Origin of the sequence: Burkholderia sp. Nafp2/4-1b (assembly GCF_003635165.1) — a bacterium.
In the GTDB taxonomy this organism is placed as follows: domain Bacteria; phylum Pseudomonadota; class Gammaproteobacteria; order Burkholderiales; family Burkholderiaceae; genus Burkholderia.
Genome location: NZ_ML058647.1, coordinates 19,941 through 36,758, shown reverse-complemented (window position 1 = coordinate 36,758; position 16,818 = coordinate 19,941). Strand labels below are relative to the sequence as shown.

The 16,818-nt window shown below is 65.0% G+C and carries 18 protein-coding genes and 1 pseudogene; 11 read left to right on the top strand and 8 right to left on the bottom strand.

Annotated features, from left to right (window positions below; all coding sequences use genetic code 11):
* Positions 1-210 precede the first annotated feature (210 nt).
* Positions 211-666, top strand: a complete 456-nt coding sequence (locus C7H84_RS34445; RefSeq protein ID WP_121862977.1) for a VOC family protein — start codon at positions 211-213, stop codon at positions 664-666.
* Between the two features lie 90 nt (positions 667-756).
* Here the strand turns inward: C7H84_RS34445 and C7H84_RS34440 are convergent, their stop codons facing one another.
* The 3 genes from C7H84_RS34440 to C7H84_RS34430 all read right to left on the bottom strand — a co-directional run bounded on the left by C7H84_RS34440 (position 757) and on the right by C7H84_RS34430 (position 3,662).
* Positions 757-2,307, bottom strand: a complete 1,551-nt coding sequence (locus tag C7H84_RS34440; protein WP_121862976.1) for a sodium:solute symporter family protein — start codon at positions 2,305-2,307, stop codon at positions 757-759.
* Positions 2,304-2,546, bottom strand: coding sequence for a DUF3311 domain-containing protein (locus tag C7H84_RS34435; RefSeq protein WP_121862975.1), 243 nt, complete (start codon positions 2,544-2,546; stop codon positions 2,304-2,306). The genes C7H84_RS34440 and C7H84_RS34435 overlap by 4 nt, the downstream gene beginning before the upstream one ends.
* A 198-nt stretch (positions 2,547-2,744) precedes the next feature.
* On the bottom strand, positions 2,745-3,662 hold the full coding sequence (locus tag C7H84_RS34430; protein ID WP_121862974.1) for a spermidine synthase: 918 nt from the start codon (positions 3,660-3,662) through the stop codon (positions 2,745-2,747).
* A gap of 185 nt (positions 3,663-3,847) precedes the next feature.
* Here C7H84_RS34430 and C7H84_RS34425 point away from each other — a divergent pair, with 185 nt between their 5' ends.
* The 5 genes from C7H84_RS34425 (at position 3,848) to C7H84_RS34405 (ending at position 5,698) form a co-directional block, all read left to right on the top strand.
* Complete coding sequence (locus tag C7H84_RS34425; RefSeq protein WP_121863002.1) at positions 3,848-4,126, top strand: YlcI/YnfO family protein; 279 nt, start codon at positions 3,848-3,850, stop codon at positions 4,124-4,126.
* Positions 4,123-4,431, top strand: coding sequence for a type II toxin-antitoxin system RelE/ParE family toxin (locus tag C7H84_RS34420; protein ID WP_121862973.1), 309 nt, complete (start codon positions 4,123-4,125; stop codon positions 4,429-4,431). The genes C7H84_RS34425 and C7H84_RS34420 overlap by 4 nt, the downstream gene beginning before the upstream one ends.
* A gap of 14 nt (positions 4,432-4,445) precedes the next feature.
* On the top strand, positions 4,446-4,700 hold the full coding sequence (locus C7H84_RS34415) for a hypothetical protein (RefSeq protein WP_121862972.1): 255 nt from the start codon (positions 4,446-4,448) through the stop codon (positions 4,698-4,700).
* A 315-nt stretch (positions 4,701-5,015) separates the two neighbouring features.
* A complete protein-coding gene (locus tag C7H84_RS34410; protein ID WP_162999485.1) occupies positions 5,016-5,378 on the top strand; it encodes a type II toxin-antitoxin system RelE/ParE family toxin in 363 nt (120 codons plus the stop codon).
* Positions 5,375-5,698: a helix-turn-helix transcriptional regulator gene (locus C7H84_RS34405; RefSeq protein WP_121862970.1), complete on the top strand. Its 324-nt coding sequence runs from the start codon at positions 5,375-5,377 to the stop codon at positions 5,696-5,698. Before C7H84_RS34410 ends, C7H84_RS34405 begins: the two co-directional genes overlap by 4 nt.
* Positions 5,699-5,760: 62 nt before the next feature.
* On the opposite strand, the pseudogene C7H84_RS34400 reads toward C7H84_RS34405, so the two are convergent.
* Positions 5,761-5,883, bottom strand: a pseudogene (locus C7H84_RS34400) (DNA-deoxyinosine glycosylase); the annotation flags it as partial.
* Positions 5,884-5,954: 71 nt separating this feature from the next.
* Here C7H84_RS34400 and C7H84_RS34395 point away from each other — a divergent pair.
* The 3 genes from C7H84_RS34395 to C7H84_RS34385 all read left to right on the top strand — a co-directional run bounded on the left by C7H84_RS34395 (position 5,955) and on the right by C7H84_RS34385 (position 10,229).
* Positions 5,955-6,758, top strand: a complete 804-nt coding sequence (locus tag C7H84_RS34395; protein ID WP_121862969.1) for a hypothetical protein — start codon at positions 5,955-5,957, stop codon at positions 6,756-6,758.
* A gap of 301 nt (positions 6,759-7,059) precedes the next feature.
* The gene (locus C7H84_RS34390) at positions 7,060-8,862 is read left to right on the top strand and encodes an alkaline phosphatase D family protein (RefSeq protein WP_121862968.1); all 1,803 of its coding nucleotides are present in this window, start codon (positions 7,060-7,062) and stop codon (positions 8,860-8,862) included.
* A 281-nt stretch (positions 8,863-9,143) separates the two neighbouring features.
* Complete coding sequence (locus C7H84_RS34385) at positions 9,144-10,229, top strand: PDDEXK nuclease domain-containing protein (protein ID WP_121862967.1); 1,086 nt, start codon at positions 9,144-9,146, stop codon at positions 10,227-10,229.
* Positions 10,230-10,237: 8 nt separating this feature from the next.
* On the opposite strand, the gene C7H84_RS34380 is transcribed toward C7H84_RS34385, so the two are convergent.
* From C7H84_RS34380 to C7H84_RS34365, 4 genes are all read right to left on the bottom strand, one after another.
* On the bottom strand, positions 10,238-10,714 hold the full coding sequence (locus C7H84_RS34380; RefSeq protein ID WP_121862966.1) for a DNA-deoxyinosine glycosylase: 477 nt from the start codon (positions 10,712-10,714) through the stop codon (positions 10,238-10,240).
* Entirely contained in the window at positions 10,714-11,310 is a 597-nt protein-coding gene (locus C7H84_RS34375; protein WP_121862965.1) for a chorismate lyase, read from the bottom strand. The genes C7H84_RS34380 and C7H84_RS34375 overlap by 1 nt, the downstream gene beginning before the upstream one ends.
* Before the next feature lie 8 nt (positions 11,311-11,318).
* Entirely contained in the window at positions 11,319-13,217 is a 1,899-nt protein-coding gene (gene htpG, locus C7H84_RS34370; RefSeq protein WP_121862964.1) for a molecular chaperone HtpG, read from the bottom strand.
* Between the two features lie 157 nt (positions 13,218-13,374).
* The gene (locus tag C7H84_RS34365; RefSeq protein ID WP_121863001.1) at positions 13,375-14,835 is read right to left on the bottom strand and encodes a PLP-dependent aminotransferase family protein; all 1,461 of its coding nucleotides are present in this window, start codon (positions 14,833-14,835) and stop codon (positions 13,375-13,377) included.
* A 240-nt stretch (positions 14,836-15,075) separates the two neighbouring features.
* On the opposite strand from C7H84_RS34365, the gene C7H84_RS34360 reads away from it, so the two are divergent.
* Both C7H84_RS34360 and C7H84_RS34355 read left to right on the top strand, forming a co-directional pair.
* Entirely contained in the window at positions 15,076-15,768 is a 693-nt protein-coding gene (locus C7H84_RS34360) for a VOC family protein (protein WP_121862963.1), read from the top strand.
* A gap of 77 nt (positions 15,769-15,845) precedes the next feature.
* On the top strand, positions 15,846-16,754 hold the full coding sequence (locus tag C7H84_RS34355; RefSeq protein WP_121862962.1) for a DMT family transporter: 909 nt from the start codon (positions 15,846-15,848) through the stop codon (positions 16,752-16,754).
* Positions 16,755-16,818 lie beyond the last annotated feature (64 nt).

The window sequence follows — 16,818 nt, the reverse complement described above, 5'->3', positions numbered from 1 at the left end:
CAGCAAGCCTGACAACAGCCGTCAGCAAGTGCGATGAACGGCCGCGAACTTCGTGTTCGCGGCCGTTTTTATTTTTCATTCGATCGTCAAGCGCGCGCACTACAATCCACGTCACGAGTGCGGCGGCCGCATCCCGCGCGCTCTTCCCGGTCAATCTTCGAAGCACCCGATCCGGCACCGACACGCCGGCCCGGTCAACAGGAGACAACGATGCAAGTCCAACCGTATCTGACGTTCTACGGCCGTGCGGACGAGGCCCTTCAGTTCTACGAAAAGGCGCTCGGCGCGAAGACGATGTTCAAGATGCATTTCAAGGATGCGCCGCCAAACCCCGATTACCCGATGTCGCCGGAAATGGCGGACAAGGTGATGCACGCGAGCTTCACGATCGGCGACTCGATGATCATGTGCTCGGACGGCGACTGCAGCCAGCCGGCCGGCGCCGCGCACGCCGGCTACTCGCTGTCGCTGAACCCGGCGACGGTCGAGGAAGGCCAGAAGCTGTTCAATGCGCTCGCCGACGGCGGCGAAGTGACGATGCCGTTCGGCAAGACGTTCTGGGCGCTCGGCTTCGGGATGGCGAAGGATCGTTTCGGCGTGCACTGGATGGTCAACGTCGAGGACCTGTCGCAGCGCGAGGATCTCGCGAAACGCGCACAGGGCTGACGCGAACGAAAACGCCCGCCACTGCGAAGTGGCGGGCGTTTTCATTGCCGGACGGCGTACGGCGCGCGCCCCGAGGCCGCGCCGCCCGCATCAGCTCTCGACGACGTCGAGATAATCCTCCGGCCGCGTGCGATCCTCCGCATGCGCCATGCCGATCGCGCGCACCAGCACGCTCACGACCACCGACACCACCAGGTTCACGATCAGCGACCAGACGGCCGCGTAGCCGGGGATCGCGAGACCGAACAGGTGGATCGTGAAGATCGAACTGGCCAGCTTCAGCGAGACCGCCATCCACGTGCCGCACACGATGCCTGCCGCCCAGCCGGCCAGCAGGCCGCGATGGTCGAGCACGCGTGTGTACAGGCCGAGCACGATCGCGGGCAGCGTCTGGATGATCCAGATGCCGCCGAGCAGTTGCAGCTGGATCGCGTAGGTCAGCGGCAGCCCGAGGATGAACGCCACCGCACCGACCTTCACGATCAGCGACACGAGCTTCGCGACGTGCGTCTCCTGATCGTGCGACATGTTGCGGTTCACGAACTCGCGATGGATGTTGCGTGTGTACAGGTTCGCGGCCGCGATCGACATGATCGCCGCCGGCACCAGCGCGCCGATCCCGATCGCCGCGAACGCGACGCCGACGAACCACGACGGGAAGTACTCGAGGAACAACGCGGGCACCGCGAAGTTCGGGCCGAACGCCTTGAAGTACGGCGCGTACTGCGGCATGTCCTTCACGCCCGACGCCAGCGCCATGTAGCCGAGCAGCGCGAGCAGGCCGAGCACGAACGAGTACGCGGGCAGCATCGCCATGTTGCGGCGGATCGAGTTGCCCGACGCCGACGACAGGATCGCCGTGACCGAGTGCGGATACAGGAACAGCGCGAGCGCGGAGCCGATCGCGAGCGTCGCGTACGCGCTGTAGCCGTTCAGGCTCATTGCGTCCGGCGCCTTCAGCAGCAACTTGGCCGGCGGCACGGTCGAGAAGATGTGCCCGAAGCCGCCGAGCTTCGCGGGAATCACGATGACCGCCGCGGCGATCGTGATGTAGATCAGCACATCCTTCACGATCGCGATCATCGCGGGCGCGCGCAGCCCCGACGTGTACGTGTACGCGGCGAGAATCGCGAATGCGATGATGAGCGGCAGGTCGCCGATGAAGCCCGTCGTATCGAAACCGAGCGCGCCGATCACGACCTCGATGCCGACCAGCTGCAGCGCGATGTACGGCATCGTCGCGAGGATCCCCGTCACCGCGATCGCGAGCGCGAGCATCCGGCTGCCGTAGCGTGCGTTCACGAAGTCGGCGGCCGTCACGTAGCCGTGGCGCTTCGCGATGCTCCACAGCTTCGGGAACACGACGAACGCGAACGGATAGATCAGGATCGTATAGGGCAGCGCGAAGAAGCCCATCGCGCCGGCGCCGAACACGAGCGCGGGCACCGCGACGAACGTGTACGCCGTATAGAGGTCGCCGCCGAGCAGGAACCACGTGACGATCGTGCCGAAGCGGCGGCCGCCGAGGCCCCATTCGTCGAGGTGGGCGAGATCGCCGCGCCGCCAGTTCGCGGCGAGAAAGCCGAGGATGGTGACGCCGATGAACAGCAGGACGAAGACGAAGGTAGCGCCGAGATTCATCGTGCACCTCCCTGCGAGCCGCTCGACTTCCACGCGTTCTTGGTCTTGTAGTAGACGAACGCGGTGATCACCGCGCTAATGAACACCCATAGCAACTGGTACCAATAGAAGAACGGAAATCCCAGCCATTGCGGTTCGATCTTGCTGTACGACGGCACCCACACCATCGCGATCAGCGGCAGCACCAGCAGCCAGAGCCAGCGCTTGGCGGCCCGATTGGCGTCGGCATCGTGAGCCATGACGTCTCCTCATCTTTCCCGGTTATCGATCTTGTTACGCGGGTACGGCGGCGAGAGGAGCGGCAAAACGGGTAAGCTGCGGCTCCCCTGGCTTCGCGCAAGTATAGGAGCCGCGAGCGCGCGGTCAAGCGGGGGCGAACCCGAGGTGATCCGCCCCTAGTCGCGCGGTTGCGCCGGCATGCGGCCGACGCATGAGCGTCAGATCGCGAACGAGGATTCGCGGGCGCCGGTCGTTTCTTTCAAAGCTTTCACCCACTTGCGTGCGGGCAGCTTCAGCGTGTCCTCGATCAGCTTCGCGCGCGCATTCAGCTGCTCGAACGACACGTCGAGTGCCGGGCCCGAGAACGCGATCGCGATCCGGTTGCCGTCGTGCACTTCCGGCAGCGCGATCACGCGATGGTCGAACGCCGCGTTCAGGTGCTTCATGTTGCGCACGAAGCTCGGATGGTCGCCGAACAGGTTGATCGTCGCGATGCCCGCTTCCGACAGGCAGCCGCGCACCGCGCGGTAGAACGCGACGCTGTCGAGCACCGGGCCGCGCGCGGTCGCGTCGTACAGGTCGATCTGCAGCGCGCCCGCCGTGCCGCGGTTGGCCGGATCGTTGACGAAGTCCCACGCGTCGGCTTCGTGCACGACGAGGCGATCGTCATCGGGCGGCAGCGCGAACATCGTGCGCGCGGCGACGATCACGGCCGGGTTCAGTTCGACGGCCTCGACCTTCGCGTGCGGCAGGAAGCGATGCGAGAACTTGGTCAGTGCGCCGGTGCCGAGCCCGAGCTGGACGATCCGCTCGGGCGTTTCGAGAAACAGCAGCCACGCCATCATCTGCTGCGCGTATTCGAGTTCGATGTGGAGCGGCTTCGAGATCCGCATCGCGCCCTGCACCCATTCGGTACCGAAGTGCAGGAAGCGCACGCCGCGCTCTTCCGAGAACGTGACGGGCGCGAAGCGCGGCTTGCGCGGCGCGTCGAGGACGGGCACGTCGTCGTGTTCGTCGATCTCCGGGCGGCGCTTCAAGCGCGCCGGCTGGAGCTTTTCGGAACCGTTGTAGGCGGACGCCTTGCGTTGCTTGAACGCGCGCGCCTCGGCGGACGCGCGCTTGATCAGTCGGGTCATGTTGAATCTCGCTGGGTAATGCTGGATGAGGCTGGATGAGGCTGGATGAGCGGACGAGAGGATAGCATTGGTGAGGATCGGGCCGCCGGCGGCGCGCGCGTCGGTCGACCAGCCATTCGGGCAACTTGCAGGCGACATGGGCGTGCGCGACAATGTATCGCAATTGCGATGCAAAAGAGGTCACGATGAAAACTGCGACTTTTCCGTCTGTGCGCGTCGAACCGGAATTGCGCGAGGCCGCCGAGAATGTCCTTCAGGAAGGCGAAACGCTGTCGAGCTTCGTCGAGCAATCGATTCGCGAAGGCATCGAGCGTCGGCGTCTTCAAAGCGAATTCATTGCGCGTGGTATCGCGTCGCGCGACGAGGCTCGACGGACCGGCGAGTACGTATCTTCGGCCGAAGTGCTGGAACGACTGGCGCGACGACTCGATACGCTGCGTGACAGGAAGCGACAGACTCGATGACGTATACGGTTCGCTTTACGTCCGCCGCATCGGACGATCTGGACCGGCTTTATGGTTTCGTCGTCGACCGTGACGATGCGGAGGTGGAAGTGGCTGAACGCGCGTTGGTGGCCATAACGTCCGGAATCGCCACACTCGAATCGTCGCCGTTCACCTGCCGCAAAGTTCATCCGTCCATGCCGTTTCTCCGTGAACTGATCATTCCATTCGGCGCATCCGGCTGCGTCGCATTATTCGAGATCGATGACAGCCGCACCGTGACGATCCTGGCAGTTCGTCACCAGCGAGAAAGCGACTACCACTGACGACGAGGAATCACATGACCTCGAACGACAAGAAGCTCTGGTTTCCCGCGAAGCGCTATGGATGGGGATGGGGTTTGCCGGTCGCATGGCAGGGGTGGGTCGTGCTGCTGCTGTTCGCGATCGGAGTCATCGCGAGTGGATGGCTCGTTCCGCCGCATCGGTCGCCGGTGGCGTACGCCGCCTGTGTCGTGGTGTTGGTCGCACTGCTGACTGCCATTTGCTGGCTCAAGGGCGAGAAGCCCCGCTGGCGATGGGGCGACGACGATTGAGCCTCGACGCGACACGCAAGCCATGCGGTCGCGGTTCGTCAGCAACGCCCTTCCTTCCGTTTTCGATACGCCGCGACAGCGCTCTGTCGAACGGCTGAATTGTCTCGACTCTCAACGCGACGCAACAATGTGAAGCAACGGCCGCCCGGCCAAGCGTTCGCATCGCGTTTCCCGTCGGCGGCACCCGACTGCTGAACCGGCACCGCCCGTGGGTGGTCACCGCCCGCTGCCCCGCTCCTGACACCGCATTCGATCGGCCGCGCCGAATTCCTCCGCGGCCCTTGAAAATATACCCAAATAGGGATAAATTCATCGATGGATCCATACATCAAACCGCTGTACTGGCTCGGCTCGGAGCGCAAGGACTTGAAGGCAATGCCCGAAGCCGTGCAGGACACGCTCGGTTATGCGCTGTATCTGGCGCAGACGGGGCGCAAGCACGATCAGGCCAAGCCCTTGAAGGGATTCGGATCGGCAGGCGTGCTGGAGATCGTGGAATCGGAAGACAACGGCACGTACCGCGCGGTCTACACGGTGAAGCTTGGAAACAGCGTCTACGTGCTGCACTGTTTCCAGAAGAAGTCGTCGTGCGGCATCGCGACACCCAGGCCGGACAGCGCCCTCGTCCGCGAACGCCTGAAAGCGGCCGAAGCACACGCACAAGGAGAAAGGCGATGATCGAAATCGAACAGGGCAGCGGGAACGTCTACGCTGATCTGGGCATGCGCGATGCCGATGAAATGCGGGTGAAGGCCCAACTCGCGGCGAAGATCGCGGAAATCATCAAGGCGCGCAACTGGACGCAGCAGCACGCGGCACGATTGCTCGGCATCCCTCAGCCGAAGCTGTCGAACATGCTGCGCGGGCAGTTCCGCGGCGTGAGCGAAACGAAGATGCTCGAATGTCTGGCGAAGCTCGGACGCGACGTGCAGATTGTCGTCGGGCCCGACCGTCGGTCGGAAGCCGAGGGGCACATCGAAGTCGTATTTGCAGCGTGACGACTGCGTCGTTCCGATCGCTTCGATGCGCTGGCCGCACATGCTGCCGGCAGCCCGCTCGATCAAAGCATCATTCGACGCCAGAGTTCCAGCTTCCGCTCGAACGACAGCATCGCATTCGCCGGGCTCGACCAAGGCAGCACGAACGTGTCGTACCCGGCCTCGCCGACCACGTCGGCAGCGCGGGCCCCCGCGACGGCGCGCAGTGTGCGGCGAGTTGCTGGAATGACCCATACCGGGAAAACTTGGAGGTTCAATGGCCGATCACGACAGACTCCATCCACTCCGTCCGTTCCTGAAAAACTGGGTTTGGGAGCACGGTCGAATCGGGACTCGCTATCTCGACTGCGTCGACGGCGCAATCAAGTTCGACGAAGGCAAGAAGTCGCATTTCGCTGCCGAGCAATATACCTACGTGCCGCTGGGCAAGGACGCTGACGACGACGCATCCGCGGAGGGCCCTGCGATCCATGAGGCGGGACTCGCGCGCTTTCTGCGGGCTGCGCAGTTGGGCACGCCCGGGGAAGCCGGTTCTGTCGCGGAGGTTCAGCGCGCAGTGCAGGATTGCGTGGAGATCGGCCTGTTCAGCGCGTATCAATGGGAGGCTCGAAACGCATTGGCCCGCTACGCGCAGGAACCGATGTTCGAGGACGAGATCCGCGCGGCGGTTGTCGACGACATCCGGCGAACTTACGTCGGCATGCGAGAGCAGCTGGCGTTGTACGATTTCAGTGTGCTCTACGGCTTGCCCACGCCGCTGCTGATCTGCGACACACCCTTCATCGACTGGCGCGTGACCGCCAGTCCGGCACTTCCGTACGTATCGCTTCCGCTCGGGCCTTACTGCCTGCTGGTAGGCGCGCCGTCGGGCAGGAGTAGCCGAATCGGCCCGGTGGTCTGGAAGGCCGCTGCCGCGATGGGGCCGTTGAAGGACCACAACCGCCAGATCGAGAAGCAGGCACGTCTGTGGCTGGTGGCAACCACCGATGATCAACTCGTCGCTGCACAAAGTCGCATGGCCTCGGCCACGGGCATCAGGCAAGGCGACGCGAAGCCCTGACCGGTAGAGTCGAGTTGCGGCGCAGTCGCATCAGGTTCGGTTTGTCCTGTTGCCGCTCCCGCCCTGCGACGTCTTGCAATGCGGCCGAATACGAGGGCAACCCTGCGAGGCTCACGGCATTGAAACGGAATGGGTAACGGCTTTTCGCGAGCAGATCTTCGAGGTAGTGTCGTAACTTGACTATTCGCCCGCTCGTGACCGGCGGCGGGAGGCAAGATTGCAGAGCGAGAGACGCGATCGCGTACTGCTGCATCGCGACGCGCCTCTCGTGGCATCCATGGTATGTCGATCGGGAGGATCGATGGATCGCCGCCATTTCCTCAAGTCGTCGACCTTTTTCACGATTGCGGCAGCCGCCGGTACGCTGGGTGTTCCGCGATCGGCCCGGTCTGCCAGACCAGTGCGCAAAGGCCGGTATCGGTTCCCGCAGGGCGTCGCGAGCGGTGATCCGCGCGATCGCTCCATCGTATTCTGGACGCGATGCGTACCGGTCATTGAAACCGCGCGGCACCGCGCAAAACGCGTCGCACCCACGGTACCGTTACGGCTCGAAGTATCGACGCGGCCCGATTTCTCGGCGCTCGTCGCCAGCGTGCCGTTGCGCGCACGCGCCACCTATGATTTCACCGTGCGCGCGAAAGTAACGGCGCTCTCACCGAATATCACGTACCACTACCGGTTCGTCGCCGGCGACGACGTGAGTGCCACCGGCGTCGCGCGCACGGCTCCGGATGCAAACGACGCCAACAACCGCGTTCGCTTCGCATGGCTCACCTGCCAGGACTGGAGCATCAACCACTGGCAAGCCATGAGCCTGCTGGCCGCCGAAAGAGATCTCGATTTTGTCGTGCATGTGGGCGATTACATCTATGAAACGGTCGGTGCTTCGAGACCCGGCGCGGTCGAGGCGGCGCATCCTCCGCTGCGCCTGCCACACGGAAAGCCTCTCGCCGATGGCAGCGTGTACGCTGAGACGCTCGAAGACTATCGGACGCTCTATCGCACCTATCGCACCGACCCGCGCTTGCAGACGCTGCACCAGCGCCTGCCGATGATCGCGATATGGGACGACCACGAATTTTCCGACGACTGCTGGCAGGATCATCAGGTCTACACCAACGAGGAAAGGCAGGAGACGCAGCGCCGCCGCAACGCCAGTCGTGCGTGGGCGGAGTACATGCCGGTGGACTGGAGCGACGTGCGGTTCGAACCGGACAATCCGTCGTACACCAACATTCGCATCTATCGCGAATTTCGCTTCGGCCTGCTGATGCATCTCGTGATGACGGACGAGCGACTGTATCGCGACGACCATGTCGTCAGCGAGGCGGCGGCTGCGCGCGCACACGGGCACGACCCGGTCAATGGCGATGACGCAGCCGGCTCGCGCTACTTCGTCAAGCAGGATGTGCTGCAGCGCTACGAGGCGCGGGATACCGAGCAACTTGGTCGCCCGCCGTCGATGCTCGGCCCGGAGCAGACGCAATGGTGGAAGGCCACGATGAAGGGTTCGCCTGCGACCTGGAAGGTATGGGGCAACGAGGTGATGTTGAACCGTCTGTGGGCCGTGATGCCAGGCGCGCCGAAGACACCGGCAGCACGCCTCGTGGTCGATTGCGACGCATGGGATGGCTATCCGGCGCATAAACACGAACTGCTCTCATACCTGAACGAGCAGGGGATCCGCAACGTCGTCGCGATCAGCGGGGATCTCCATGCGTTTCAGTGTGGCGTCGTGCGGGACGACCCCGACCCTGCAATAGGTACGCCCGTGGCCGTCGATTTCGTCTGCGCAGGCATCAGCAGCGCGTCCTTCTATTCCTACCTGAAGGCCGCATGGAGCGGCACGCCGCTTGCGTCGCTGGCCGCCACCCCAGCCAAACTCGACACCTTCCTGATGACGAACAACCCCGATCTGTGCCACGCCGATCACGACGCACAGGGTTACGCGTCGGTCACCGTCACGCCGGAGCGTATTTCCGTGGTGTTCAACAAAGTGAAGCCGCTGAACCCGGACGGCACCGCACCCGCGGATGCCCTGCTCGACCGCACGCGGCTGACCGTGCACAGGGATTCGGTCGAGGTACGCGTCGAGCGTTTCTAGCTTCGCGCTTCAGCGATGGTGCATGCTCGCGCAGCGCATCGAAATCATTCGAACGGGTTGAGGTTCTGGCTGATTTGACACCTACCTCAGTCCCGCCGACTTCGACCATCGACTCCAGGGTTTTGCCGCTGTTGCTCTTGACGAGCATGCTTTCAAACGAATTACACTTCGGAACATGCCTGCGTCTCTCATCTGTCGGCGAAACCCTGAACTTGCATACGGGTCGGCCTCCCGAAGGGCAAGACGTTCAACGATGACAAGTGATAAGGAGCGATGGTGCTATGAGCGACGTGACAGTGCCCGAGGATGACTATCGGAAAACGCTCAGCGACGTAGTCGCGATGCTCGAGCACGGTCGACAGGCCGCGGCACGCAGCATCAATGCCCTGATGACGGCGACTTACTGGCAAATCGGCCGTCGCATCGTCGAATCCGAGCAAGGCGGCGAGGCTCGCGCGGCGTATGGGCACGCGCTCCTGCACCGATTGTCTGCGGACCTGACCAGACGATTCGGGCGCGGCTTCGGGGTCGACAATCTGGAGCTGATGCGACTGTTCTACCAGAGCTATTCTCCGACCACGATTTCCGAATCACCGATTCGGAAATCTGCGGCAACGGATCCGGCAACAAAATCCGTATCACCGACTCGGAATTTTTCGCTCCAGGAACTGACTGAGAGTTTTCCGCTTTCCTGGACGCACTATGCCCACCTGATCCGGCGCACGCGTTCGCGCGAAGAGCGCAGCTTTTACGAAGCCGAGGCGTTGCGCGGCGGCTGGAGCGTGCGCCAGCTTGACAGGCAGATCGGCAGCCAGTTCTACACTCGGGCACTGGCATCCAAAAACAAGCGCGCGATGCTCGATGAGGGTGGCATCGCGCATAGCTCCGATGCAATGACGCCTGAGGAGGCGTTGACCCACCGGCTTGAAGATTTCCTGCTCGAACTCGGTGGCGACTTCACGTTCGTGGGCCGACAGCGAAGACTGCGCATCGGCGACAGTTGGTTTCGCGTGGACCTGCTCTTCTTTCACCGGCGTTTGCGATGCCTCGTCATCATCGACCTCAAGCTAACTGAATTGAATCATGCCGACGTCGGCCAGATGCATATGTACTGCAACTATGCGAAAGAGCACTGGACGCTCCCGGGCGAAAATCCGCCGGTCGGGCTCATACTTTGTGCTCGGACCAATGCCGCGATTGCGCGATACGCTCTCGAGGGGTTATCGAACAAGGTGCTCGCCGCCGAATATCACATGGTCCTTCCAGACGAGGAATTGCTCGCGCAGGAGTTGGCCAGGACGCGACGCGAATGGGAAGCCCGGCAAGCTACGCCTTCGAACTCTGTCCAGGCAGAAAGCGGCAGATGACCTGCCGGTCAAAGACTGATGCGGCGCCAAAGCTCCAGCTTCTGCTCGAACGACAGCATCGCATTCGCTGGGCTCGAAGACGGCAGAACGAGCGTTTCGTAACCGGCGGCGCCGATCACTTCAGCAAACCGCCCCGCCGTCTTGCCGTTGAAACACACCTTCTTCAGCAACGGCGCATGCTCGCGCAACGACGCGAAGTCGTTCGGCTTCGCATTCCGAATGGCCGAATCGAGACTGCCTTTGCGATGGCACGCATCGAGCACATCCCAGATACCGATGCCATGCGCAAGCACGCGTTCGAGCCGCACGTCATACGCGAGCTCATGCAGCCCCGGCTCGCCGAGCACCGCGCCCAACAACCGCCAGAACTGATTGCGCGGATGCGCGTAATACTGCGCGGCGTCGAGCGACGCCTCGCCGGGAAAGCTGCCGAGAATCATCGTATGCGTATTCGGCCCGGCGACCGGCGGAAAGCCTTGCAGCATCACCCTTCTCCGTGCGGCCCGGCGGATCGCGGCCCGTCGCCGTACGCATCGAGATGACGCCACAGCGCCGGCAGCATGCACTCGGTGACCATCAACGGCTTGCCGTGCCGCTGAAACACCGAGCGCCGTGCGGCGAACGCATGCGGCGCCCGCGCGCCCTGCAACGCATGGGTCGCGAGCGTGTACAGCGGATGACCGGCGATCACGCGCCGGCTGACGAGCGCCGAGCGCTCGACCTGCGGATCGCTGTACAACAGTTCCGCGAGCGGTCGCGTGCGCAACCGCCGCATCGCCTGCCAGACGCCCTTGCTGGCCGCAAGCGGCGCGATGCTGTGCGCGGCGACGTACGGCGTGCCGTCGACCGACAGGATCACCTCGCGCACCCACATCGGCGCGCGCGGCGCACTGGCGAGGGCGTCCGGTTCGTCGAACCACGGACAGTCGACGGCCTCGCGCGTCACGCGCACCTTCACGCTGCCGAGCCGCGCGAGGTGCGCGGTCAGCGAACCGCCGCGCGTGAGCCAGTCGCGCTGGTCGAGCGTGCAGCCGGGCCGGGGCGTTGCGCGCCAGCCCGCCTGTGCGCCGTCGAATCGCATTCGCGAGTTCACGCGGCGCGCGACAGCAGCAGCGCGTTGGTCCGCTTCACGAAGCTCGCCGGATCGTCGAGCATCCCGCCTTCGGCCAGCAACGCCTGGTCGAACAGCAGATGGCACCAGTCGCCGAAGTTTTCGCTGTCGGCGTTCAGTTGCTTCACGAGCGCGTGCTCGGGATTGATCTCGAGGATCGGTTGCATCGCCGGCGCGTTCTGGCCGGCCGCCTTCAGCATCCGCTGCAGGTAGCCGCTCATGTCGTTGTCGTCCGCGACGAGGCACGACGGCGAATCGGTCAGGCGGAACGTGACGCGCACTTCCTTCACCTTGTCGCCGAGCGCTTCCTTCATCTTCTCGACGACCGGCTTGATCGCCTCGCCGGCCTGCTCCTGCGCCTTCTTTTCGTCGTCGTTCAGCTCACCGAGGTCGAGATCGCCGCGCGCCACGCTCGCGAGCGGCTTGCCGTCGAATTCATGCAGGAACGACAGCATCCATTCGTCGACGCGATCGGTCAGCAGCAGCACCTCGACGCCCTTCTTGCGGAACACTTCGAGATGCGGGCTGTTCTTCGCGGCCCGCCACGTATCGGCGGTCACGTAGTAGATCTTGCTCTGCTCGGGCTTCATGCGCGACACGTAGTCGGCGAGCGACACGTCCTGCGCATCGGTGTCGCCATGCGTCGATGCGAAACGCAGCAGCTTCGCGATGCGCTCGCGGTTCGCGTGATCCTCGCCGAGGCCTTCCTTCAGCACCTGGCCGAACGCGTTCCAGAACGTCTTGTACTTCTCCTTGCCGGCATCGTCTTCCGCGTTCGCGAGCTCCTCGAGCATCGACAGCGCGCGCTTCGTCACGCCTTCGCGAATTGCCTTCACGTCGCGGCTTTCCTGCAGGATTTCACGCGACACGTTCAGCGGCAGGTCGGCCGAATCGACGACACCCTTCACGAAGCGCAGGTATTGCGGCAGCAACTGCTCGGCGTCGTCCATGATGAACACGCGCTTCACGTACAGCTTCAGGCCGCCGCGGTAGTCGCGGTTCCACAGGTCGAACGGCGCGTGCGCCGGCACGAACAGCAGCTGCGTGTATTCGCTGCGGCCTTCGACGCGGTTGTGGGTCCACGTGAGCGGATCCTGGTGGTCGTGCGCGATGTGCTGGTAGAACTGCGTGTACTGCTCGTCGCTGATGTCGCTCTTCGAACGCGTCCACAGCGCGCTCGCCTGGTTGACGGTCTCGTCCTCGTCCTTCAGGACCATCTCGCCCTTTTCCTGATCCCACTCTTCCTTCTGCATCAGGATCGGCAGCGCGATGTGATCGGAATACTTCTGGATGATCGACTTCAGGCGGTGCGACGACAGCAGGTCGTCCTCGCCTTCACGCAGGTGCAGCGTGATCTTCGTGCCGCGCTGCGCGCGTTCGATCCCGTCGATCGTGAAATCGCCCTCGCCCGCGCTTTCCCAGCGCACGGCTTCGTTCGCCGGCAAGCCGGCGCGGCGCGTCTCGACGGTGATCTTGTCGGCAACGATGAAGCCCGAGTAGAAGCCCACGCCGAACTGGCCGATCAGCGCCGCGTCCTTCTGCTGGTCGCCGGACAGCTTCGTGAAGAATTCCTTGGTGCCCGAGCGCGCGATCGTGCCGAGGTTCGCGATCGCCTCGTCGCGGCTCATGCCGATCCCGTTGTCTTCGATCGTGATCGTGCGTGCGGCCTTGTCGAAGGCGATACGGATGCGCAGGTTCGGATCGTTCTCGTACAGCGCGTTGTCCGCGAGCGCTTCGAAACGCAGCTTGTCGGCCGCGTCGGACGCGTTCGACACCAGTTCGCGCAGGAAGATTTCCTTGTTGCTGTAGAGCGAATGAATCATCAGGTGGAGGAGTTGCTTGACCTCTGCCTGAAAGCTCATCGTTTCGTGTGCCATGGATGCTGTTTCCTCTTACTTGAACTTGAATGGTGTGGCGCAGGCGCCCGGCGCGCGAGGCCGGCGCCCGTCAAGGACAACCGCCTGGCGCAAGCGGTTTGCGCGGGTATCTGGGGCCGGGCGGCCGGAATTCAAGGGGCCGGCATGCCGCCTGCCGTCACGATGCGCGCCGCGCCGCCGACTCGATATAGCGCGCGAGAAACCCCGGCAGCGCCGGATCGCCGCAGTTCGCGACATTGAAGCGCGTCCACGTCGACGACGACTGCTGCGGCGAGAACAAGCTCCCGGGCGTGAGCAAGAATCCCTCCTCGTGCGCGGCGGCCGCGAGCGCGTCCGAATCGACGCCGGTGTCGGCCCACAGGAACATCCCGGCCGCCGGCATCGTGAAAAGCCGCAGACCGGTGCGCTCGAGCATCCGCGCGGTCTTGTCGCGCACGCCGTCGAGCCGCGCGCGCAGCCGCTCGACGTGGCGCCGGTAATGCCCTTCGGTCAGGATCTTGTAAAGCACGCGCTCGTTGAGCTCCGGCGTCGTCATGCCGACCAGCATCTTCTGGTCGGTGATCGCCTTCGCGATTTCCGGCGCGCACGCGACATAGCCGACCCGCAGATTCGCCGCGAGCGTCTTCGAATAGCTGCCGAGGTAGATCACGCGCTTCAGCTGGTCGAGGCTCGCGAGCCGCGTGGCGGGATAGCTGGGCGGACACAGATCGCCGTACACGTCGTCCTCGACCACGAGGAAGTCGTACGCCTCCGCGAGCTTCAGGATCCGGAATGCCTGCGCGGCCGACAGCGACGTGCCGGTCGGGTTCTGCAGCACCGAATTGATCACGAGCATCTTCGGCCGCCACATCTGCACGAGGGTTTCCAGCGCGTCGAGATCGGGACCGTCGGGCGTGTACGGCATGCCGATCAGCTGCGCGCCCTGCGACGCGAAGCGGCCGAACATCTGGAACCACGCGGGATCGCCGACGATCACCGCATCGCCGGGCCGCACGTAGATCCGCGAGATCAGGTCGATCGCCTGCGTGATGCCCGACACCAGCACGAGCTGCTCGGGCTTCGCGCCGATCTCGACTTCCGCGAGCCGCGTCTGCAGTTGCTGGCGCAGCGGCAGGAAGCCCTGCGCGGTGCCGAAGCCGAGCATCTGCGCGCCCGACTGGCGCCCGAGCGCGCGCAGCGCGCCGGTGATCAGCTCGCCGTCGAGCCAGCGGCCCGGCAGGTAGCCGAGGCCCGGGCCCTTCTCCGGGCTGACGGTGTGCAGCATGTTGCGCAGCAGCCAGACGACGTCGATCGTGTTGTGCACGGGCGCGGCCTCGGCCACGCGAGCGACGCCGTCAGCCGGCTGCGGGCCGGCGCCGGTGCGCTCGCGCACGTAGAAGCCGGAGCCGCGGCGCGAATCGAGGTAACCCTGCGCGACGAGCCGCTCGTACGCCTCGACGACGGTGAAGCGCGACACGCTCTTGTCGAGCGCGAGCTTGCGGATCGACGGCATCCGCATGCCGGGCCGGAACACGCGTTCGTCGATCCGGCGCCGCGCCCACTGGACGAGCTGGTCGACGAGCGTGAGCGTGGCCGTGTCGTGCGGCACGGGAATCTGGGCGAGAGGGACGGTGGACATGGTGGACATGGGCGGCAACTCCAACTGTACCGAAGGCTATCGCGCCGATTGTACCGTTACTGTGCCGGTCCCGACGATTACAGTTGACCGCAATGGCGATCGTGCGGCCGCCGTTCCGGCCCTGCCGCACGCGGGGCAGCCGCGCCGGGCCTGGGTTCCCGGCCCGGGCGCCGGCCGGCCGCGCACCCTTCCGGCGCGTCGCCCGCCCACCATGACACTTTCGTTTTCCAACCGACGTTCATGCCAGCCCGCTCCCTGACTCTCGACCATCTCGTGATCGCCGCGCGCACGCTCGACGAAGGCGTGCGCCATGTCGCCGACGCACTCGGCATCGAACCGGCCGGCGGCGGCCGGCATCCGCTGATGCGCACGCACAACGCGCTGTTCGGCGTGTGGGGCGGGCTGTATCTCGAAGTGATCGCGATCGATCCCGACGCACGCGCCGCGAACGACGACGCGACGCCGCCGCGCGCGCGGCTGTTCGCCCTCGACGATCCGGCAATGCACGCGCGGCTCGCGCACGGCCCGTTTCTCGCGCATTGGGTCGCGCGTGTCGACCGTCCGCGCCAGCTCGCGCTGTGGCAAAGCCAGTACCCGACGCGCATCGCGCCGGTCGTCGCGATGCGGCGCGGCGACCTGAGCTGGGGCCTGACCGTGCCCGACGACGGCGCGTTTCCCGCATGGCAAGGCGCCGGCGACGGGCTCGTGCCGTCGTTGATCCAGTGGGACAGCGCGCGCCATCCGGCCGAATCGCTGCCGAACGACGGCGTCGCGCTGAAGGCGCTCAAGGGTGCCCACCCGCGTGCGGATACGATCCGCGAGCAGCTCGACTGGCTCGGCGCCGGTCATCTGCTCGAGCTTGAAACCGGCGACGGCCCGCCCGCGCTCGTCGCCGAATTCGACACGCCGCAGGGCGCCCGCACGCTGCGCTGAGCGCCCTGCCGCCCGCCCTGCCGCCGCTTTCCGCCGGTTCCACTACACCAACCCAGCAATACGGAGACACCCAGTACATGAATTCGCGCGAAACCCGGGGCATGCTGCTCGGCCTCATCGGCGTAATGATCTTCAGCCTGACGCTGCCGATGACGCGTATCGTCGTCTCCGAACTCAATCCGCTGTTGAACGGGCTCGGCCGCGCGCTCGCGGCGGCCGTGCCGGCCGGCCTGCTGCTGTGGTGGCGCCGCGAACGGCTGCCGACGCGTGCGCAACTGAAGAGCCTCGCGGTCGTGTCGGCCGGCGTGATCATCGCGTATCCGGTGTTTTCCGCGTGGGCGATGAAGACCGTGCCGGCGTCGCACGGCGCGGTGGTCAACGGGCTGCAGCCGCTGTTCGTCGCGCTGTACGCGGCGTGGCTGTCGCACGAACGGCCGTCGAAGGCGTTCTGGGCCAGCGCGCTGGCGGGCAGCGCGCTCGTGATCGCGTTCGCGCTGCGCGACGGCGGCGGCACCGTGCAGGCCGGCGACGCGCTGATGCTCGTCGCGGTCGGCATCGGCGCGCTCGGCTATGCGGAAGGCGCGCGCCTCGCACGCCAGATCGGCGGCTGGCAGGTGATCTGCTGGGCGCTCGTCGTGTCCGCGCCGTTCCTCGTGCTGCCGGTCGGGTGGCTCGCGTGGACGCAGCACGTCGCGCACCCGGCTCCGCTCGCGCTGCGCACGTGGCTCGCGTTCGGGTACGTGACCCTCTTTTCTCAATTCATCGGGTTTTTCGCGTGGTACGCGGGGCTCGCGATGGGCGGCATCGCGCGGGTCGGCCAGGTGCAACTGCTGCAGATCTTCTTCACGATCGCCTTTTCCGCGCTGCTGTTCGGCGAAACGGTGACGCCGTCGACGTGGCTGTTCGCCGCCGCCGTGATCGCGACCGTGATGCTCGGCCGGCGCTCGGCGGTGGCCACGGCCCCGCGTCCCGCTCGCGCCGGCTGATGAGGTGCGCCATAATGTTTGTTTTGCCTGAACGGTTTTGCCCACCCGGCCGCGACGGCTTCAT

Coding starts and splice junctions, on each gene's coding strand:
- htpG (WP_121862964.1), bottom strand. CDS start 13,217: ATGGCACACGAAACGATGAGCTTTCAGGCAGAGGTCAAGCAACTCCTC.
- C7H84_RS34395 (WP_121862969.1), top strand. CDS start 5,955: ATGGCCGATCACGACAGACTCCATCCACTCCGTCCGTTCCTGAAAAAC.
- C7H84_RS34430 (WP_121862974.1), bottom strand. CDS start 3,662: ATGACCCGACTGATCAAGCGCGCGTCCGCCGAGGCGCGCGCGTTCAAG.
- C7H84_RS34385 (WP_121862967.1), top strand. CDS start 9,144: ATGAGCGACGTGACAGTGCCCGAGGATGACTATCGGAAAACGCTCAGC.
- C7H84_RS34405 (WP_121862970.1), top strand. CDS start 5,375: ATGATCGAAATCGAACAGGGCAGCGGGAACGTCTACGCTGATCTGGGC.
- C7H84_RS34435 (WP_121862975.1), bottom strand. CDS start 2,546: ATGGCTCACGATGCCGACGCCAATCGGGCCGCCAAGCGCTGGCTCTGG.
- C7H84_RS34360 (WP_121862963.1), top strand. CDS start 15,076: ATGCCAGCCCGCTCCCTGACTCTCGACCATCTCGTGATCGCCGCGCGC.
- C7H84_RS34380 (WP_121862966.1), bottom strand. CDS start 10,714: ATGCTGCAAGGCTTTCCGCCGGTCGCCGGGCCGAATACGCATACGATG.
- C7H84_RS34365 (WP_121863001.1), bottom strand. CDS start 14,835: ATGTCCACCGTCCCTCTCGCCCAGATTCCCGTGCCGCACGACACGGCC.
- C7H84_RS34425 (WP_121863002.1), top strand. CDS start 3,848: ATGAAAACTGCGACTTTTCCGTCTGTGCGCGTCGAACCGGAATTGCGC.
- C7H84_RS34420 (WP_121862973.1), top strand. CDS start 4,123: ATGACGTATACGGTTCGCTTTACGTCCGCCGCATCGGACGATCTGGAC.
- C7H84_RS34445 (WP_121862977.1), top strand. CDS start 211: ATGCAAGTCCAACCGTATCTGACGTTCTACGGCCGTGCGGACGAGGCC.
- C7H84_RS34440 (WP_121862976.1), bottom strand. CDS start 2,307: ATGAATCTCGGCGCTACCTTCGTCTTCGTCCTGCTGTTCATCGGCGTC.
- C7H84_RS34355 (WP_121862962.1), top strand. CDS start 15,846: ATGAATTCGCGCGAAACCCGGGGCATGCTGCTCGGCCTCATCGGCGTA.
- C7H84_RS34410 (WP_162999485.1), top strand. CDS start 5,016: ATGGATCCATACATCAAACCGCTGTACTGGCTCGGCTCGGAGCGCAAG.
- C7H84_RS34375 (WP_121862965.1), bottom strand. CDS start 11,310: ATGCGATTCGACGGCGCACAGGCGGGCTGGCGCGCAACGCCCCGGCCC.
- C7H84_RS34390 (WP_121862968.1), top strand. CDS start 7,060: ATGGATCGCCGCCATTTCCTCAAGTCGTCGACCTTTTTCACGATTGCG.
- C7H84_RS34415 (WP_121862972.1), top strand. CDS start 4,446: ATGACCTCGAACGACAAGAAGCTCTGGTTTCCCGCGAAGCGCTATGGA.